Annotated in this window: 17 protein-coding genes; 7 read left to right on the top strand and 10 right to left on the bottom strand. The window is 45.2% G+C overall.

Annotated features, from left to right (window positions below; all coding sequences use genetic code 11):
• Window positions 1–249: 249 nt before the first annotated feature.
• Together FLK61_RS05440 and FLK61_RS05435 are read left to right on the top strand one after the other, a co-directional pair.
• Window positions 250–591, top strand: coding sequence for a DUF5665 domain-containing protein (locus tag FLK61_RS05440; RefSeq protein ID WP_176008497.1), 342 nt, complete (start codon window positions 250–252; stop codon window positions 589–591).
• A gap of 18 nt (window positions 592–609) precedes the next feature.
• Window positions 610–1,059 carry a DUF948 domain-containing protein gene (locus FLK61_RS05435; RefSeq protein WP_176008496.1) on the top strand — a complete coding sequence of 150 codons (450 nt, stop codon included), beginning with the start codon at window positions 610–612 and terminating at the stop codon, window positions 1,057–1,059.
• Between the two features lie 76 nt (window positions 1,060–1,135).
• On the opposite strand, the gene FLK61_RS05430 is transcribed toward FLK61_RS05435, so the two are convergent.
• The 4 genes from FLK61_RS05430 to FLK61_RS05415 all read right to left on the bottom strand — a co-directional run bounded on the left by FLK61_RS05430 (window position 1,136) and on the right by FLK61_RS05415 (window position 4,509).
• The gene (locus FLK61_RS05430; RefSeq protein ID WP_176008495.1) at window positions 1,136–1,648 is read right to left on the bottom strand and encodes a DoxX family membrane protein; all 513 of its coding nucleotides are present in this window, start codon (window positions 1,646–1,648) and stop codon (window positions 1,136–1,138) included.
• Window positions 1,649–1,915: 267 nt separating this feature from the next.
• Entirely contained in the window at window positions 1,916–2,305 is a 390-nt protein-coding gene (locus FLK61_RS05425) for a hypothetical protein (RefSeq protein ID WP_176008494.1), read from the bottom strand.
• A gap of 444 nt (window positions 2,306–2,749) precedes the next feature.
• Window positions 2,750–3,568, bottom strand: a complete 819-nt coding sequence (locus FLK61_RS05420) for an ABC transporter permease (protein WP_176008493.1) — start codon at window positions 3,566–3,568, stop codon at window positions 2,750–2,752.
• Entirely contained in the window at window positions 3,565–4,509 is a 945-nt protein-coding gene (locus tag FLK61_RS05415) for an ABC transporter ATP-binding protein (RefSeq protein ID WP_176008492.1), read from the bottom strand. Before FLK61_RS05415 ends, FLK61_RS05420 begins: the two co-directional genes overlap by 4 nt.
• A 173-nt stretch (window positions 4,510–4,682) precedes the next feature.
• On the opposite strand from FLK61_RS05415, the gene FLK61_RS05410 reads away from it, so the two are divergent.
• Window positions 4,683–4,895 carry a hypothetical protein gene (locus FLK61_RS05410; RefSeq protein ID WP_176008491.1) on the top strand — a complete coding sequence of 71 codons (213 nt, stop codon included), beginning with the start codon at window positions 4,683–4,685 and terminating at the stop codon, window positions 4,893–4,895.
• Window positions 4,896–5,035: 140 nt separating this feature from the next.
• On the opposite strand, the gene FLK61_RS05405 is transcribed toward FLK61_RS05410, so the two are convergent.
• The gene (locus FLK61_RS05405; RefSeq protein WP_176008490.1) at window positions 5,036–5,950 is read right to left on the bottom strand and encodes a diacylglycerol kinase; all 915 of its coding nucleotides are present in this window, start codon (window positions 5,948–5,950) and stop codon (window positions 5,036–5,038) included.
• Window positions 5,951–6,404: 454 nt separating this feature from the next.
• Here FLK61_RS05405 and FLK61_RS05400 point away from each other — a divergent pair, with 454 nt between their 5' ends.
• Window positions 6,405–6,599 (top strand): hypothetical protein, encoded by a 195-nt coding sequence (locus tag FLK61_RS05400; protein WP_176008489.1) that lies wholly within the window; start codon window positions 6,405–6,407, stop codon window positions 6,597–6,599.
• Window positions 6,600–7,244: 645 nt separating this feature from the next.
• Here FLK61_RS05400 and FLK61_RS05395 read toward each other — a convergent pair.
• Window positions 7,245–7,688: a hypothetical protein gene (locus FLK61_RS05395; RefSeq protein WP_176008488.1), complete on the bottom strand. Its 444-nt coding sequence runs from the start codon at window positions 7,686–7,688 to the stop codon at window positions 7,245–7,247.
• 266 nt (window positions 7,689–7,954) lie between these two features.
• Here FLK61_RS05395 and FLK61_RS05390 point away from each other — a divergent pair, with 266 nt between their 5' ends.
• From FLK61_RS05390 to FLK61_RS05380, 3 genes are read left to right on the top strand one after another with little or no spacing between them, the layout of a single operon-like run.
• Window positions 7,955–8,878 carry an AAA family ATPase gene (locus FLK61_RS05390; RefSeq protein WP_176008487.1) on the top strand — a complete coding sequence of 308 codons (924 nt, stop codon included), beginning with the start codon at window positions 7,955–7,957 and terminating at the stop codon, window positions 8,876–8,878.
• Window positions 8,844–9,950 (top strand): DUF58 domain-containing protein, encoded by a 1,107-nt coding sequence (locus tag FLK61_RS05385; RefSeq protein ID WP_176008486.1) that lies wholly within the window; start codon window positions 8,844–8,846, stop codon window positions 9,948–9,950. The genes FLK61_RS05390 and FLK61_RS05385 overlap by 35 nt, the downstream gene beginning before the upstream one ends.
• Window positions 9,943–10,896, top strand: coding sequence for a DUF4129 domain-containing protein (locus FLK61_RS05380; protein ID WP_176008485.1), 954 nt, complete (start codon window positions 9,943–9,945; stop codon window positions 10,894–10,896). Before FLK61_RS05385 ends, FLK61_RS05380 begins: the two co-directional genes overlap by 8 nt.
• A gap of 719 nt (window positions 10,897–11,615) precedes the next feature.
• Here the strand turns inward: FLK61_RS05380 and gatB are convergent.
• The 4 genes from gatB to putP form a co-directional block, all read right to left on the bottom strand.
• Window positions 11,616–13,049 (bottom strand): Asp-tRNA(Asn)/Glu-tRNA(Gln) amidotransferase subunit GatB, encoded by a 1,434-nt coding sequence (gatB, locus tag FLK61_RS05375; protein ID WP_176008484.1) that lies wholly within the window; start codon window positions 13,047–13,049, stop codon window positions 11,616–11,618.
• Window positions 13,046–14,521 (bottom strand): Asp-tRNA(Asn)/Glu-tRNA(Gln) amidotransferase subunit GatA, encoded by a 1,476-nt coding sequence (gatA, locus tag FLK61_RS05370; protein WP_176008483.1) that lies wholly within the window; start codon window positions 14,519–14,521, stop codon window positions 13,046–13,048. The genes gatB and gatA overlap by 4 nt, the downstream gene beginning before the upstream one ends.
• Window positions 14,522–14,533: 12 nt before the next feature.
• Window positions 14,534–14,824 carry an Asp-tRNA(Asn)/Glu-tRNA(Gln) amidotransferase subunit GatC gene (gene gatC, locus FLK61_RS05365; RefSeq protein WP_176008482.1) on the bottom strand — a complete coding sequence of 97 codons (291 nt, stop codon included), beginning with the start codon at window positions 14,822–14,824 and terminating at the stop codon, window positions 14,534–14,536.
• 364 nt (window positions 14,825–15,188) lie between these two features.
• Window positions 15,189–16,652: a sodium/proline symporter PutP gene (gene putP, locus FLK61_RS05360; protein WP_176008481.1), complete on the bottom strand. Its 1,464-nt coding sequence runs from the start codon at window positions 16,650–16,652 to the stop codon at window positions 15,189–15,191.
• Window positions 16,653–16,853 lie beyond the last annotated feature (201 nt).

Here is a 16,853-nt window from a genome sequence, read left to right as displayed (position 1 = left end):
TCATATTTGAGAAACCTCCTTTGAGCCTCTGCATCGGGACTGATTTCGTAGCTTTTATCTAATTATTTCCTTCCCTTTTTTAGCCAGGATAGTCACAGTAAGCAAAAGTTTCGACACTATTTTCTGAAAAAAGAGGTGGTGGGTCGAATGATGCATTTTAGTAGTTGATTGTTGTTGGGATTGGTTTACAATGAAAGATAGAAGGGTAAACGAATGGCAAACCAGTTATTACGGAGGGAGTGCAAGTGAATGCCGCTAACAAAGGACCAGGAAAAACGAAAAATTCCCTCAAAAACGCGAGGCGACGAAAAACGTCACGATGAAAATGAACGTTTTGAGCAGCTTTTGGACAAGCTAGAGGAGATCACCACAAAAGGTCGATTGAAGGACATGGCCTTCAACTTTACCGATACGAAGCAGATCATTAAGTCCAACTTCATCGCTGGTATGGCGCGAGGTGTAGGACTAACATTAGGGACTGCTGTGTTTTTGGCGATTTTCGCACTTATCATAGCGCAAGTTGTTAATCTCCCGATGATCGGAGAATGGATTGCAGGCCTTGTGGATGAGGTCAACCGTTACCAACAATAATTAGACGAGGTGATACATATGGATTGGTTAGGAATTGGAGTTTTAGTCATCGCAATCGCACTACTTTTAGCTGTCATCTTTTTACGCCCGGTGTTTGTTAACTTAGCAAAAACGCTGGATAACACGGCCGAGACCGTGAGCACATTAAATAAGAGCTTAGGCGAAATTACAAGTGAGACAACGGTTATTTTGTATAACACAAACGAAACACTTGTGGATGTTAATGATAAAATCGCAAAGCTCAATCCACTATTTACGATCATTCATGATACTGGTCAAGCCGCTCATAGTTTAACTTCTTCATTAGCGCACTACACAGCGAATCGCGCTAGCAAAGCTGACGCTGGTACAGATTACGTAGACGCGAAAAACTTCGAAGGCATCATGCGCGGAGCAGCCTTCGTTTACTATTTACGTAATGCGAAAAAAGAATACGATGCAAAGAAAAATCTTGGTTCAGGCATTTAATCATGTAAAAAGGATTCCGACTCTGTTCGGAATCCTTTTTTATGTGGTTTAAGTTTTTTACGTTGTTTCTGTCTAATTAGTGTGCTGTATTTGTGTGAAATCTCTTTTGAATCCAGTCGCGCCCAAGCACATGCACGCGTAGGTAAGGGATGATATAGCGGTCCCCGCCGAATCGCCCTGCGTTCGCACCCGCCGCTAGGATGAAAATGGTGAGTAGCACTAACAGTGGATTCGTGCTTATTGTTCCTGCAAACAGGAATGCGAAGTTCATCGTAATTCCAAAGAATGCAGCTGCCGTTGTGAATATCCCTAAAATCAAGCCAAGCCCTACTAGTAACTCTCCCCAAGCAACCATGAAGCTGAATATACCAGCGTTCGGTAACGCGATGCTCTCAATAAATGCGTGATACGTCGGATACTGTGTCATCACCGCTTCGTTTGCGACCGTTCCTGCCAAGTACCCACTTGCATCAAATCCACCCGTTACTTTTCCAAAACCAGCTGTGAGCCACGCCCACCCTACATACAATCGGATAAATAATAATACCCCTGCGACAATACGGTTGTTGCGTAAAATGTTCATAAACATGATCCATTCCTCCTTATTATTTTTAGATTGTTTTTATGTAGAAAAGCCGTTCATGTGCTTGGGAATCGTGACCAGCTCTTCTATAGTTCTAGTATAGTATAGTTTGTGAAGTAGTGAACAAAGTAGCTGTGTCTATTTTGTGAAACATTGAGCAAATAGGTAAATGCGTATAAGAAATGGTTTTTGATTGGTGGTTGCTTAGGTTAAATGGTAGGTGTTTGAGGGGGAACGGTCGTTAGTGGAGAGGAATATTTTGGGGCGTTGTGATTACTGTAGGCGGTTTTGTGATAACTGAAGTGGATTTTGTGATAACTGCTCCTCATTTCCGGATAACTGAGCTTGGTTCTGTGATAACTGCTCCACGTTTCCGGATAACTGAACCTGATTTTGTGATAACTGCTCCTCATTTCCGGATAACTGAGCTTGGTTCTGTGATAACTGGACCTCTTTTCCAGATAACTGAACCTGGTTCTGTGATAACTGCTCCTCATTTCCGGATAACTGAACCTGGTTCTGTGATAACTGCTCCTCATTTCCGGATAACTGAACTTGGTTCTGTGATAACTGCTCCTCATTTCCGGATAACTGAGCTTGGTTCTGTGATAACTGGACCTCTTTTCCGGATAACTGAACCTGGTTCTGTGATAACTGCTCCACGTTTCCGGATAACTGAGCTTGGTTCTGTGATAACTGCTCCTCATTTCCGGATAACTGAGCTTATTCCACGTGTTTAACTCTATTAAAAAAGGCTAATCCCGTTACTTAGTCAGCTACTTATTATAAATTCAGTTAAACCAACCTTCAATTGCCCAACTGCCAGCCGTAAAAACCAGACAGTATAAAACTATTACAATTTGTCATAACTTCTTGCCACATTGTCATAACCGTCCCCCATTTTGTCATAACCTATCGCCACATTGTCATAACTGCCCTCCATTCTGTCATAACCTCCTGCCAAAATGTCATAACCTCTCACCATTTTTTCATTACCATCCCCACACCGCCATTACCACCCCACCAATCCTGATAACCGCACCCCACCTTCGTTTCCTCCACGCAAAAAAACAGCCCTCGCATCGACGAAGGCTGCGTAAAACATAATCAAACGAGATCCCGCTTTTGGAAGAGCGTAAACGCCGCTGCAAAAATAACGGCTGAATACACTCCGAGGATAGCAATGGAGAAAGCAAGCGTAGCTCCTGGTACAATCTCATCCATCGACACATAGCTGTGAAGACTCATGTGCGGGAATACGATGTAACGATACCACGCGTAATCGCCTAGTAACATCGAGAATGCTTGACTCATACTTGCACCGAATAATAAAAAGATACCGATTCCGACCGCTAATGTCTGACTCTTAAAGAGAATCGAAATCGAGAAAGAAAAGATGATAAATACAAGCAAATTTAACGAGTACAGCCCAAGCTGCATAAGAATCGATTCGCCGATTGTGCTACCATCCGCAAGACCACCGCCCATACCCATGCCAAAGAGATCATTTGCAGGAGCACTAGCATCACCTACACCATATAACAAAGCGCTCGTCACGAATATCGTCGCGACCATCGAGACAAGTAACACGATAGCAAACGCAACCGTCGTTACAAATTTAGAAGCAAGGATCTTCCACCTCGAGAATGGACGAATGAGTAAATGCTTCATCGTTCCCTGATCCATCTCAGAGGAGACAATCGAGCTTGCCACGACTACACTAAACAGCGTAATGACAGAGGCTATGACGAGCACAACATCATTTAAAACCGTAAACGCCGAAAGCTCCATCCCTAAGTCGATTTGCGCTACGACAAATTGATACCCAGGGACAACGGCAATACTTCCAACAATAATCAAGATAAAAAACACCCACGTTTGCTTCTTTGCCCAAAGCTTAATCCATTCGTTTTGTACTAAATTCATTGTGCTGACCCCCCTGCCGTTTTTTCAGCCGTCAAGGCAAGGAAGCGATCCTCAAGCGACTCCTTCTGAGACTGGAGCCCAAAAATCCGCACACCCTTACCAACTAAAAACTCATTCAGCTTTGGAATGCTGTCGTAAGGTAAACTCACCGTCAGCATCGCCTTCTCTGCACGCACCAGCTCCGCAACCTCAAGCTCCTCAATCGCCGCCACCGCAAGCTTCTGCTGCTCCTGACTGATCTGGATAGAAACATGGGTAGACACTTCCTCCACCGATTGATCGGACAAAACAGTGGAGTCAATAAGCTTACCGTGCTCGACGACAATAAATCGGTCACACATGAGTTGCATCTCTGACAGCAGGTGAGACGAGACAAGGACAGCCGTCCCTTCGTTTGCCATTTCTCGAAGATAATCACGAAGCTCACGAATACCTTTAGGATCAAGACCATTCGTCGGTTCATCTAATATTAATAGAGATGGCTTATGTAAAATGGCCTGTGCCACACCTAGTCGTTGCTTCATTCCGAGACTGTACTTTCTTACCTTATCCTTGATTGCATTTTCCAATTTTACGAGCGCCACCACTTCATCTATACGCTCCTTCGTGATCGTCTCACGCGAGAGTCTCGCATACTGCTGCAGATTTTTGTAGCCGCTCATAAAATCATAAAAGGATGGATTTTCGACGATCGCTCCGATCTCTTCGCGACACGCCTCTGGATCGCGGTCTGCATCCTGTCCATTTATAATGACCGAACCATTCGTTTTATTAATTAATCCACCAATCATACGGATAATCGTTGTCTTACCGGCACCGTTCGGTCCGAGTAGGCCAACGATTTCTCCCTTGTTCACTTCAAAAGAAACGTCATCCACAATTTTTTTCATTCCTGAAACTCGTTTTGTCAGTTCTTTTACTTGTAATACTGGTTTCTCCACGTTGCCTCGCCTCCCTTATACATATAGCTACGACTGAGTGATCCAATAGGATTCATTTTTCCAAAAAAAGGCGAAAGTTTGTATGAAAGATTAGCTAACACGAATTGCATATAATAGTAGGAGCTCCCTTATAATGGGGGAGCAATCTATTTATTTTAGTAAAGGAGTGAGCGATGTTGACTGATCATATCCGTACGGTCGAGCAGCTACGGTCCGTCATTAACGGGAAGGAAAGCTCTATGCTAAGGCTTGCATGCAAGACAGGCTACTCGTACAAAACGATCTTTAACGTTGTTTACGGACCAGAGGAATCCTACGATGCAGCAACCATTGAAGCACTGTCCACCGCCATGTCCGAACAAGCAGGCATGTTGATTAAAAAGTGACCGCATCTCGTTAGTCAGTCACAACAAGCACCTCCACCCTCTCTGAATATGAAAAGAGAGGGGAGGTGCTTTTTTGGTTTGCCGTGCGTAGCACATCCAAAACAAAAAGCCCCTACATCTGTCGAGGCTTCTACTCATTCCTAATATAGTTCTTGAAACAGATTTAGCTTTTTATCTGGTACGATCATATCAATATGATTGTGAAGACAGACAAACTCCTGGTCAAGTGCACCTCCATTTTCTCCATCAAGGTTAAGCATTAATTCGCTCTTCGCCTTAATTTTAATGCGATTTGCTTGTGCATAAATGACGTTATCGTCCTTTAAATGCTCACCGCGCATAGCTGCACCTGTTAGACGCACGACATCTGCTAAATTTGTTTTCTTCAAAATGATCAAATCAAAAAGACCATCGTTTAAATAGGCATCTGGAGCAAGCTTCTCGAAGCCACCCACCGAATTTGTATTGGATACTAAAAACAGCATCACTTCTCCCTCAAACCACTTACCATCATATTCGATCGTGACGTCAGTTGGCTTAATACGAGGTAGCTTCTCAAAGCCTTTCACGTAATACGCGATTTGCCCCATCATTGTTTTAAGCTTGCTTGGGACTTCGTAGGTAAGCTCCGTGAGAGTACCAGCTCCAGCTATATTTATAAAGTACTTAGGACCAACTTTGCCGACATCCACGGCGCGAATTTGACCCTGTACAAGAGTTTGCACTGCCTCTTCAATGTTTTTTGGAATATGTAGCGCTCGTGCAAAATCATTTGTCGTACCTCCAGGTAGCAGTCCTAGTAGTGGACGATTCTCCTGTTCTGCCATACCATTTACAACCTCATGAATCGTACCGTCTCCTCCGGCTGCAATAATTAAATCAAAGCCTCGCTCACAAGCAAGAGCAGCTGCATTTTTGGCACAGTCCGGTCCCGTTGTTGCGTGCGCAGACGCTTCATAGCCAGCCTTTTCTAACGTCTCTAAAATAAGTGGCAAATGCTTTTTAACATGCTCTCGTCCTGAGGACGGATTGTAAATTAGTCGGGCTTTTTTCATTGTTAACATCCTCCAACGTTTTCCATAATCGCCTGTTTAGTATACCACGTCTTTTGTCCTGAGAGAATTATCTTGACCATTAGACACATGAAAGCGGTCCTTTGTTTAACATATGTTAACAAAGGACCGCTATTCTATCCAATCATCTAACATGCAGGTAAGATTCCCTCCTTAAAAAAGATTTTGTGGTAAAAAGCACGCTCTTATCGCAAAACCCCTTTCATCGGATCGTCGCAGTGTGTCTGCGTAGAATTAAAGATACACCATTATCTTTGTATTGTAAATATTCAGATATTAATATTATGAACGAATTATGACTATTTTGCTCTCTCAAGCTCTTGTATTCTAGGTCTTTCGGCGATTTTTATTTTTTTTCGAAAATTCGAATTGTCTCACCTAAGGTCATCTTGTAAAATGAACTTGTAAAACGTAATCAACAAGTAAGGAGAGGATCATGATGTCATCGACTAAACAACGCCTTGCTCTCATCATGATGCTGTCTATGACGGTAATTTGTCTATTCTTTGTAGGCCTTAATGAAAGCAGCATTCAAGACGCTACGGAGCTTTGCCGTGAAGCCGGAGGAACCCCCCTTGTCTCACGAGAACTCTTCGTCGTAAACTGGAGCTTCCGGTGTGATGGAGCTTAAATCGTACATATAGAAAAGAGGGCTGGATGTTAAATCCAGCCCTCTTTTTGATAGTTGGGTTTTATTCACATTAATTTTTGGTTTGTATTAAACCAAGTTAATTTTAGTGCGCATATCTACTGCTTGAATGCGCGAGCTTTAACCCTCATCGCATGAAATTAGCTCCTCATTGCGTAAATCTCTCCACACATTGCGTACCTCTTTTAAAAACGCGCACATTTCTCGTCCAATCGCGCGAGTTTTCATTCCCATTGCGTGAATCCAGTACTTTATTGCGCGTATTTCTCCATACACTGCGTATCTCTTTTTAAAACGCGCACATTTCCCGTCCAATCGCGCGAGTTTACATCCCCATCGCGTATATCTCGTACCTCACTGCGCGAATTTCTCCATACACTGCGTATCTTTTTTTAAAACGCGCACATTTCCCGTCCAATCGCGCGAGTTTTCATTCCCATTGCGTGAATCCTGTACTCCATTGCGCGTATTTCTCCATACACTGCGTATCTCTTTTTAAACCGCGCACATTTCCCGTCCAATCGCGCGAGTTTAATTCCCCATCGCGTGAATCTAGCTCTTCATTGCGCGAATTTCTCCACAACTATCTCAATCGTTCCTTCACCACTACCAATTCCCCTACAAACCTTACTCTTCCACAACCTGCACACGCGGTTCCTTATATTTTCTCACCGAACGGGCTAGTTGAACATACGCATAGCGTGCGAGCATGATGATAGCTAGCGTGAATACTCCTAATCCGACGTTAGAAAAGAACACGTCACTCATAACGTTTGTCATTGTCACGATATAAAGCGCGAATGCAGTCACGTGAATAAGCGTGATCAAGTAAGGATACATGATCCGTAAAGGACGTCGCTGTACTCGGACGAGTTTGAGCCAATCAATCAGTTGAACCGGAATGATCCATAGTACAACCGCTGCCGAGAACGCTAAAAGAGCCGTCCATGATTCTATAATAACTTCTGCACCCATAATGGCCGAAGTCGTTTGTACAAGTAATGCGATAACACCTGTTATTGCTACTAACACTGCTACTGTCAGCAGTAAAAATCTCGTTAAAAATGACATTCCGTGCCTCCTCACTTACACACGAGTTTGATTATAACAAGCCTCACGATCCTAGTAAAACCGCCTGATCGCGACTATTACATGGCTAACTACGGCTATCCCCGTTCGTCGTGGCTATGTGTAGTTACTCACAAACATGCTCCTAAATACTCCGCTTTAAACACTAACTCAGTAAATACTCGTTAAACTCTTACAGATATTGCAAGAAAACACCGAATATTCTATACTTACAGGAGACTTATTTACATATATAGGGGGAATCACGCATGCAGCACGAGCAGTATTTACACGGCATTCAACAGGAAATTGGGAAGCGACTTGTCGGTCGAAACGACACAATTGAACTCTTATGGATCAGCATATTAGCAAAAGGCCATGTCCTTTTAGACGATCTACCAGGGACAGGTAAATCCGAGCTCGCTAAATTATTAGCTACCGTCCTCGGCGCAGAATTTGGACGCGTCCAAGGCACCTCTGACGTCACACCATCAGACGTCACCGGCTTTTATTATTACAATCAGCAAACAACAACGTTCGACTTTAGAAAAGGACCAATCTTTAACTCTGTCCTGCTATTTGACGAGATCAATCGCGCCTCTCCAAGAGCTCAGGCCGGACTACTCGAGGCTATGGCCGAGCGCCAGGTTACCATCGATGGACACACCATGCCTTTGCCTGAGACCTTCTTTGTCCTAGCAACACAAAATCCCGTTGACCAAAACCAAGGCACCTTCGCCTTACCTCACGCTCAATTAGACCGCTTTTTGATGAAACTCTCGTTGGAGGAGCTTTCAGAAGACCATAAACGCGACATTTTACGTCAAAGCAGACAACCCGAGGAGCCAGTTAAAGCCGTTCTCACACTAGCTGAACTTCAAAAGCTACAGGAAGAAGTGACCCGCGTTTCGGTCAGTGAAGAAATCGATACATACTTACTCGCTATTTTAGCAAGCTTGAAGGAGCAAGAAGAGACAGCTCACGACGTTGGACCACGAGCCGCACTAGCTCTACTTCGAGCTGCTCAGGCACGTGCCGCTGTGCACGGCAGAAGCTATGTACTCCCTGAAGACGTCTTTCTCCTAGCAGAGCACGTGCTGGCTCACCGCATTCAGCTCCAAGGGCGACTCACGTCAAACCAAAAGGACGTGGTGGAGCGTGCAAAAAACAGCGTCCCAATTACCATCAACTAGTTATTCACTCGATCAGTCGCAGCCTGAGCTCCTAGTAACACCGATTGGCAAAGCCTTTGGTATTATTGGTGCCATTATGCTCTTACTAGGTATTCTCATGCTCGATTTTTATGTGACGCTAGCAAGCCTTATAATCCTTTTTTATATGGTCGTGTCCAAAATTTTCCTATATTACGCAATTAAGCACACGAGCTTTTTTGCACAATCCACCGAGGTAGATATGCTACGAGGAGAGAGTGCCGTCTTATCATTTAGACTTCGCAACGCAAGCTACTTCTCCTTTCATATTCGAGAGATCGACGTTCTCCTCTCTACTGGTAAAGAGAGCGTCGCGCTATCAAAGCTCAAGCACGACGTGACGATGCACGCTAGGAAGCAAGCGAACTGGAAGCTGCCGATTACTGGTCTTGAGCGTGGTCATACGTATATCGTCGGTCAAGAGATCAAGGTTGAGTCGATCGGCGGTTTGTATGCATCAAAGCCAACCATTCATTTATCACCGGCGATTCCCGTCTACATTTTTCCTAGACACAGCCCTCTCGTTGTTTCTCAAAATACGAGTAAAGCCGCGGCGGAGGTTAGGGCCTATGATCCGTTTGAGGAGAAGGTGATGACGAAGGATTATGAGAACGGCGATGCCATTAAGGATATCTTTTGGAAAGAGCTTGCCGCGAAAAATCGCCTTGTGGTTAGGAAGCCACCTCCGACTGAAGCTCCAATCGCGACGCTTGTGTTGAGTCTTCATAACGAGACGAGCCCAAGTGGCTGGTCGAATATAGCCGAAGACTTGATCGAGGAGACTGCGAGCATTGCCCACACCTGGACGCAAGCTGGCAAGGTGTTTGAGGTGTATATCAATGATGATGCTGGTCGATACCGCTACGTTCACATTCCACCAAACGCTGGCAATCGTCATTTTACTGAGATCATGCGCGCACTCGCTCATTTGCGCTTCGGTAGTCGGCTTTATTCCGTGCGATTGCTTTTGGAAGAGCTACCTCACGATCGCGCTATTACTGTCATTGGGCACGTCCCTACCTCGGTGACGAAAGGTGGGAAGCGCTATGCGTAAACTATGGATCATCCTACTAATCACGTGGTCTGTTATCCTTGTCATCACACAGCCTCTTTTTGGAGCCATTGTCGGCATCATCTTTTTAGCGATTTCCATGATCCGCCCTATTTATTTAACTATCCCGATCTTCTCGTTAGGTGGCCTGCTCTTTTTAGCCATCCCAACGCTACTTCTCGGGGTTGTAGCAGGACCACTCGCCTGGCTTACAGTATCGTGCGTCCTTCTCATTAGCTATATCATCACCGTCCCAACAAGCTATATCCGCTCTGTCCTCCCTGCTTTCCTTTTAAGCGTTGGGACAGCAGCACTATTCGGCGTCCTAACACTCAGCACGCTCTCTTTCATCCCCTTCCTATCTCCACTAATCGGTAGTCTGGGAGAAACCATGTCAGAGCCTCTGCTAGATGATATGGTTGGCTTCTTATCGACTGAGCTCGAAGTTATCGAAGAAGAAGCGGAACCTGTAGAAGAGTTAGCTGAGCCAACGCCCGCTCCAGTAGGGCAATCACTCACACGAGAAATAGCCCCTTACGCTATTATTGTGCTTGTCTTAGTTATTGGCGCTACGCTATGGCTTCAGCTGAAATATTTAAAGAAGCGCTCCTTAGATGCGTACAGAGACCCTTCCGCCGAGGCGATTATTATTGAAGAAGCACCTTTAGAGAGGGTCGTTTCGCCACGTAAGAAAAAAGCCCAGACTCGACATATGAGAAAGGGAAGAAAATTGGAACAGCTACTCGCAAAGCACGGCTACGAGCGCCCTGAAGCGATGCCCCCATCCTACTGGGTCAAGGAGCTACCCGAGCATTTAGACGACGTCAAACGCGTTTATCACACATTAGACAAAGTCCGCTATAGCAACACCCCACTAACGAGCGAGGAACAAAAAGCCTTAGATGATGCCTATAAAAACGCTCTTAATAAACTTAAACAGAGTAGCTAAGCTACTCTGTTTAAGGGTGCGTTCATGTTATAGAATAGTGAATGCGCGTAACTTCTTCAACATATTGCCGAAGTACGCTCCGTTATTTTGTCGTTTGTTCATCTTCTCCTGTATTTTGAGGAAATGTGTTCACGTTCTCCAATAATGTGTTTAACTTCTTCTTCATTTCAGCAAAGTGTGTTCAACTTCTCCAATAATGAGTCCAACTTCAGCTACAGCGTCTGCTACTCATACACAGTCCACCACCAGTGGACACATCCATTGCCCAACTGCCACTTATCAAGACCATCCACGCGGCGGTAGCACATAGCAACTTCGCTTTTTTATCTAATAAGGATAACTTCACCTCGTGAACGGTTTACCTACCCCAACGAACGGATAACCTCAACATTTCTCATCGATCAAAACCTCCCCCAAACAAAAAAAGATCAGGCCACGTAGCCTGATCCCATCTTTTCAATCCCTTCCCTTACAGAAAGGGAGAAAGTCACCTATAAATGTAAAGCGCCTCTCGGTTCCCCGGAGCGTTTGGTGGCGACTCGAGGAGGGCTCTTTCGCGCAACGAAAATCCTTTCTGGCGCTCTTCAAGCGCCAGAAATAGTTGAGTAAGCTCCTCCTGAAAGCGTCCGCCAAAAAGCGTAGGGGAACCGAGAGGTTCCGCCCTTGACCTTAATCTCTTGATCTTACGCATTTGACCTTCCGCCCTTGACCTTCCGAACTTACCTCTTCTGAATCTCTTCCATCAACAGCTGATTCACAACCTGCGGATTCGCCTTCCCCTTCGACGCCTTCATCACCTGACCAACGAAGAACCCAATTGCCTTGTCCTTCCCGTTCTTGTAATCTTCAATCGACTGAGGGCTTCCGTCAAGCGCCTCGTTTACCATATCGCGAATTGCACCCTCGTCGCTAATTTGCACGAGACCTTTATCCTTCACGATTTGCTCCGCGTCTCCGCCGTTTTCAACAAGCTCTTTAAACACTTTTTTCGCAATCTTAGAAGAGATCGTCCCCTTCTCAATCAGCTTGATCATGCCAACAAGCGCTTCAGGAGTCATCGGAATCTCCGTGATTTCCTTGCCCTCTTGATTCAAGTACGCACTCACTTCACCCATAAGCCAGTTAGAAACCTGCTTCGCTGGGCCGTCCGCTTCAATCGCGCGCTCGAAGTAATCGCTCATCGCTTTTTGCGCAGTCAATACGGCTGCGTCGTACTCAGGAAGCTTATAGTGACTCACATAGCGCTTCTTACGAGCATCAGGAAGCTCTGGAATCTCTGCTTGTAAACGATCCTTCCAATCCTGCTCAATGTAAATGTTCATTAAGTCTGGATCTGGGAAGTAACGATAGTCGTCAGAGCCTTCCTTCACACGCATTAAAATCGTCTTCTTCGCGCTATCATCCCAACGACGTGTTTCTTGACCGATTGTTCCGCCACCAGTCAGCACTTCTTCTTGGCGCTTCTCTTCGTGCTCAAGACCCTTTTGCACGTGCTGGAACGAGTTTAAGTTTTTAAGCTCCGTCTTCGTACCAAATTCCTTCTGTCCCTTTGGACGAATCGAAATGTTGGCATCACAGCGTAACGAACCTTCCTCCATCTTACAGTCAGATACCTCTGTATACTGGATGATGGCCTTTAGCTTTTCTAAATACGCATACGCCTCTTCAGGTGTACGGATGTCTGGCTCTGATACGATCTCAACGAGTGGCGTACCTACGCGGTTGTAGTCGACAAGAGAATAGCCTTCTCCATCTGCGTGAGTCAGCTTACCAGCATCTTCCTCTAGGTGAAGACGTGTAATACCAATGCGCTTCTTCTCGCCACCAACCTCAATATCAATATAGCCATTCTCCCCTACCGGACGGTCAAATTGAGAAATTTGATACGCCTTTGGGTTGTCCGGATAAAAATAGTTTTTACGATCAAACTTTGTCATGTCCGCTACTTCACAGTTAAGCGCTAAAGACGCCTTAATCGCAAATTCTAGCGCCTGCTTATTTAATACCGGCAGGACACCAGGATGCCCTAAACAAATAGGACATGTATGTGTATTTGGTGGTGCACCAAACTCTGTGGAACAGCCACAAAAGATTTTTGACTTCGTTTTTAATTCGACGTGGACTTCAAGTCCGATGACCGTTTCATAGCTCATGCTGTTGTTCCTCCCAGATTTGGCGTTTGTTTATGGTGATCTGTTGCTTGCTCAAAGGCGTGTGCAACGCGGTATACCATTTGCTCATCAAAGTGACGACCAATGATCTGAAGACCAACTGGTAGTCCATCAACAAGCCCACACGGCACGCTAATTGCTGGCACACCTGCAAGGTTAACTGGGATTGTTAAAATATCGTTTGCATACATTGTCAACGGATCGTCTAGATTTTCGCCAATCTTAAAGGCAGTAGTTGGAGCAGTAGGACCAATCAGCACATCGTACTGGATAAACAGATCCTCAAAATCCTGCTTAATCAGCGTACGAACGCGCTGCGCCTTTTTATAGTAGGCATCGTAATAGCCCGTGCTGAGCGCGAATGTTCCAAGCATGATACGACGCTTCACCTCTTCACCAAAGCCATCCGTACGGGATTTACGGTACGTCTCGATGAGGTTATCATCTTCTTTACGCACGCCGTAACGAATTCCGTCAAAACGAGCTAGGTTCGCAGACGCCTCCGAGGATGCGAGTAGATAGTACGTGGCAAGCGCATATTTAGAGTGCGGAAGTGACACTTCCTCATACGTTGCGCCAAGCTCCACTAACTTATCTAAAGCCTCTTGAATCTTTTCGCGAACGCCTTCACTAACACCGTCGCTCAAGTACTCTTTCGGCACACCAATTTTAAGACCTTTTACGTCACCCGTTAACGCATGTAAATATTTTGGTACATCCACGTTAGCAGAAGTCGAGTCACGGTTATCATGACCAGCAAGCTCCTGTAGTAAAAACGCATTGTCTTCCACTGAACGTGTAATCGGGCCAATTTGGTCTAATGACGATGCAAACGCAACAAGTCCAAATCGAGACACACGACCGTACGTCGGCTTTAATCCAACGACGCCACAGTACGCCGCAGGCTGACGAATAGATCCACCAGTATCGGATCCAAGCGTAAACGGTACTTCGCCAGCTGCAACAGCAGCAGCAGAGCCACCGCTAGATCCGCCTGGTACGCGTGAAAAGTCCCATGGGTTCTTCACCGTTTTAAAGCTAGAATTTTCGTTCGACGACCCCATCGCAAACTCATCCATGTTTACTTTCCCGACAGTAATCGTTTCAGCCTCTACAAGCTTCTCCACAACCGTCGCATCATGCATCGGAATAAAGTTTGCTAGTAGCTGACTCGCACACGTTGTACGGAGTCCCTTCGTCACGATATTATCTTTTACACCGATCGGCATGCCGAATAGCGCTTTACTAGCGTCTACTTCGCCACGCTCAAGCTTCTCATCAAGCTGCTTCGCTTTATCTAACGCAGCTTCTTTATTAAGCGTTAAAAACGCCCCAACCTCTTCATCTACCTCTTCAATACGAGCAAAAGCCTGCTCCACTAGAGACGTAACCGTCGTCTCCTTATTATGTAAACGCTGCTGGAGTTCCTTCAGCGAATAATCCATCCATTCCATGATGTAAGCCTCCTATTCTAATACAGACGGCACTTTAATTTGACCGTCCTGATCATCCGGTGCATTCTTTAAAACTTCCTCATTCGTAAGCGAAGGCTTCACTTCATCCTCGCGCAGCACATTACGCACATCAATCACGTGCGAAGTCGGCTCCACATTCTCTGTTGAGACCTCATTCAATTGCTCCACAGCCATGATAATTTTATCTAGCTGCTCCCCAAACTTCCCAATCTCCTCTTCCTTAAACTCTAAACGCGCAAGATCCGCCACATACTTCACTTGCTCCTTCGTAATCCGCTCCATAAACTGCGCCTCCTCATGTAATTCACATACGTTTGATGATAGCAAATAAGTCCTGTATAGGCAATTGTCCGCGTCCTAAAGACAACTATTTTTCCCCGGTGAGAAACCACGTGGGGTTCTTTGTGGCGTAACACTTTAACAGACTGCTTTTGGACGAGCGTGTCCGATGTTCGTAATTTCGGCAATTTGCGTGTCGTTTCTTCGATATTGCGCGTCGCTACTTAATACTTTCTGCGTATTGCACGTCGTTTCTCTTCTTTAGCGTGTCACTTGTTTATTAATAGTGCGTGCGTTTACGTTCATCAATACTGCGTTCATCTTCTCATGAAAAAAGCGCCCCTTTAAAAGGGACGCTCACCGCTATTTATAGGCTTTCTTTAAACTTATCAAACGTATCTGTCACTGTCTTTTCTGGCGCACCAGAAGCAAGTGATACAACATATACTGCGATCCAAGCAAAGATGAAGCCTGGTACTAGCTCATATAGTGCAGCTAGAGCAAACGTTTCTGGTAGGAAGCCCCATAGCATAACTGTCGCTCCACCAACGATCATACCAGCTAAAGCGCCCCACTTCGTCATGCGTTTCCAGAACAGCGCAAGAATCACGACTGGTCCAAACGCAGCACCAAAGCCAGCCCACGCATATCCTACAAGCTCTAATACCGAGGATTCAGGATTATATGCGAGGAAAATCGCGAATAACGCAATCGCAACAACGCCAAGACGACCAACTAATACAAGCTCTTTTTGTGACGCATTCTTACGGAATAACGCCTTGTAGAAGTCCTCTGTTAATGCACTAGATGATACGAGTAACTGAGAATCAATCGTACTCATAATCGCTGCTAAAATAGCTGCTAGTAAGAAACCAGATACAACTGGATTAAAGAGAATCTGTGTGAAATCAATAAAGACAGTCTCTGAGTTTTCTAGCGGCGCACCAGCGAAATAAGCGATACCGACAAAACCTGTGAAGATCGCACCAAACAGGGCAAATACCATCCAAGACATACCAACTAGGCGTGCCTTTGGAATTTCAGCCTTCGACTTAACAGCCATAAAACGTGCCACGATGTGTGGCTGACCGAAGTAACCTAGTCCCCATGCTAATAGAGAAATAATTCCGATTGCAGATGTACCAGCAAATACGTCAAGGTACGCTGGATCAATTTCTCCAACACGTTGCACCGTATCGTTCCAGCCACCCATTTCCATAATCGCAACTACAGGGACAATAATTAATGCTAAGAACATGAGAATACCTTGCGCAAAGTCCGTCCATGATACAGCAAGGAATCCTCCAAGGAACGTGTACGAGATAATAACAGCCGCACCGATCCATAGTGCTGATGTGTACGAAAGTCCGAATGAACTTTCAAATAAAATGGCGCCACCTACAAGTCCTGAAGACGTGTAGAAAGCAAAGAATACTAAAATAACAAGTGCAGATACAATTCGTAATACCTTTGATGTATCATTGAATCGATTTTCGAAAAAGTCCGGTAACGTAATGGAATCCCCAGCAATCTCCGTATACATACGAAGGCGGGATGCAATAAACTGCCAGTTTAAATAGGCACCAACAGCAAGACCTACAGCTAACCAAATTTCCGACATACCACCTGCGTACATCGCACCTGGTAAACCTAGTAATAGCCAACTACTCATGTCTGATGCACCAGCACTTAATGCTGCTACACTTCCGCCAAGGCGGCGGCCACCTAATACATAATCGGATAAGTTACTTGTCATCTTGTAGGCGACGAGTCCGATTGCTAGCATCCCTACAAGGTAAACGATAAACGTAATTAACGTTGCAGTTTCCAAAGTTAAGCTCTCCTCTCAGTAAAGTACGTGATGATTGATAACACAACTAATAATGGCATTGGAACAAAGAGCCAAAATAATGTAGCTCCCGTGAGTGCAAATTCCATGTTTGTCACCTCCGCGCTTTTTTCGTTCGTTATACATTCATATACATTTTTGTATTGCTTCCCATTCGCCGTTACAGCACCTTTTCTAAGGCAC

The organism is Paenalkalicoccus suaedae, assembly GCF_006965545.2.
Classification (GTDB): Bacteria; Bacillota; Bacilli; order Bacillales; family Salisediminibacteriaceae; genus Paenalkalicoccus; species Paenalkalicoccus suaedae.
This window is presented reverse-complemented; position numbering and strand designations above follow the sequence as displayed.

What these genes read in the sequence shown, in the direction of transcription:
- FLK61_RS05440 (WP_176008497.1), top strand. Translation starts at nt 250, where the DNA reads ATGCCGCTAACAAAGGACCAGGAAAAACGAAAAATTCCCTCAAAAACG.
- FLK61_RS05435 (WP_176008496.1), top strand. Translation starts at nt 610, where the DNA reads ATGGATTGGTTAGGAATTGGAGTTTTAGTCATCGCAATCGCACTACTT.
- FLK61_RS05430 (WP_176008495.1), bottom strand. Translation starts at nt 1,648, where the DNA reads ATGTTTATGAACATTTTACGCAACAACCGTATTGTCGCAGGGGTATTA.
- FLK61_RS05420 (WP_176008493.1), bottom strand. Translation starts at nt 3,568, where the DNA reads ATGAATTTAGTACAAAACGAATGGATTAAGCTTTGGGCAAAGAAGCAA.
- FLK61_RS05410 (WP_176008491.1), top strand. Translation starts at nt 4,683, where the DNA reads ATGTTGACTGATCATATCCGTACGGTCGAGCAGCTACGGTCCGTCATT.
- FLK61_RS05405 (WP_176008490.1), bottom strand. Translation starts at nt 5,950, where the DNA reads ATGAAAAAAGCCCGACTAATTTACAATCCGTCCTCAGGACGAGAGCAT.
- FLK61_RS05400 (WP_176008489.1), top strand. Translation starts at nt 6,405, where the DNA reads ATGATGTCATCGACTAAACAACGCCTTGCTCTCATCATGATGCTGTCT.
- FLK61_RS05395 (WP_176008488.1), bottom strand. Translation starts at nt 7,688, where the DNA reads ATGTCATTTTTAACGAGATTTTTACTGCTGACAGTAGCAGTGTTAGTA.
- FLK61_RS05390 (WP_176008487.1), top strand. Translation starts at nt 7,955, where the DNA reads ATGCAGCACGAGCAGTATTTACACGGCATTCAACAGGAAATTGGGAAG.
- FLK61_RS05380 (WP_176008485.1), top strand. Translation starts at nt 9,943, where the DNA reads ATGCGTAAACTATGGATCATCCTACTAATCACGTGGTCTGTTATCCTT.
- gatB (WP_176008484.1), bottom strand. Translation starts at nt 13,049, where the DNA reads ATGAGCTATGAAACGGTCATCGGACTTGAAGTCCACGTCGAATTAAAA.
- gatA (WP_176008483.1), bottom strand. Translation starts at nt 14,521, where the DNA reads ATGGAATGGATGGATTATTCGCTGAAGGAACTCCAGCAGCGTTTACAT.
- gatC (WP_176008482.1), bottom strand. Translation starts at nt 14,824, where the DNA reads ATGGAGCGGATTACGAAGGAGCAAGTGAAGTATGTGGCGGATCTTGCG.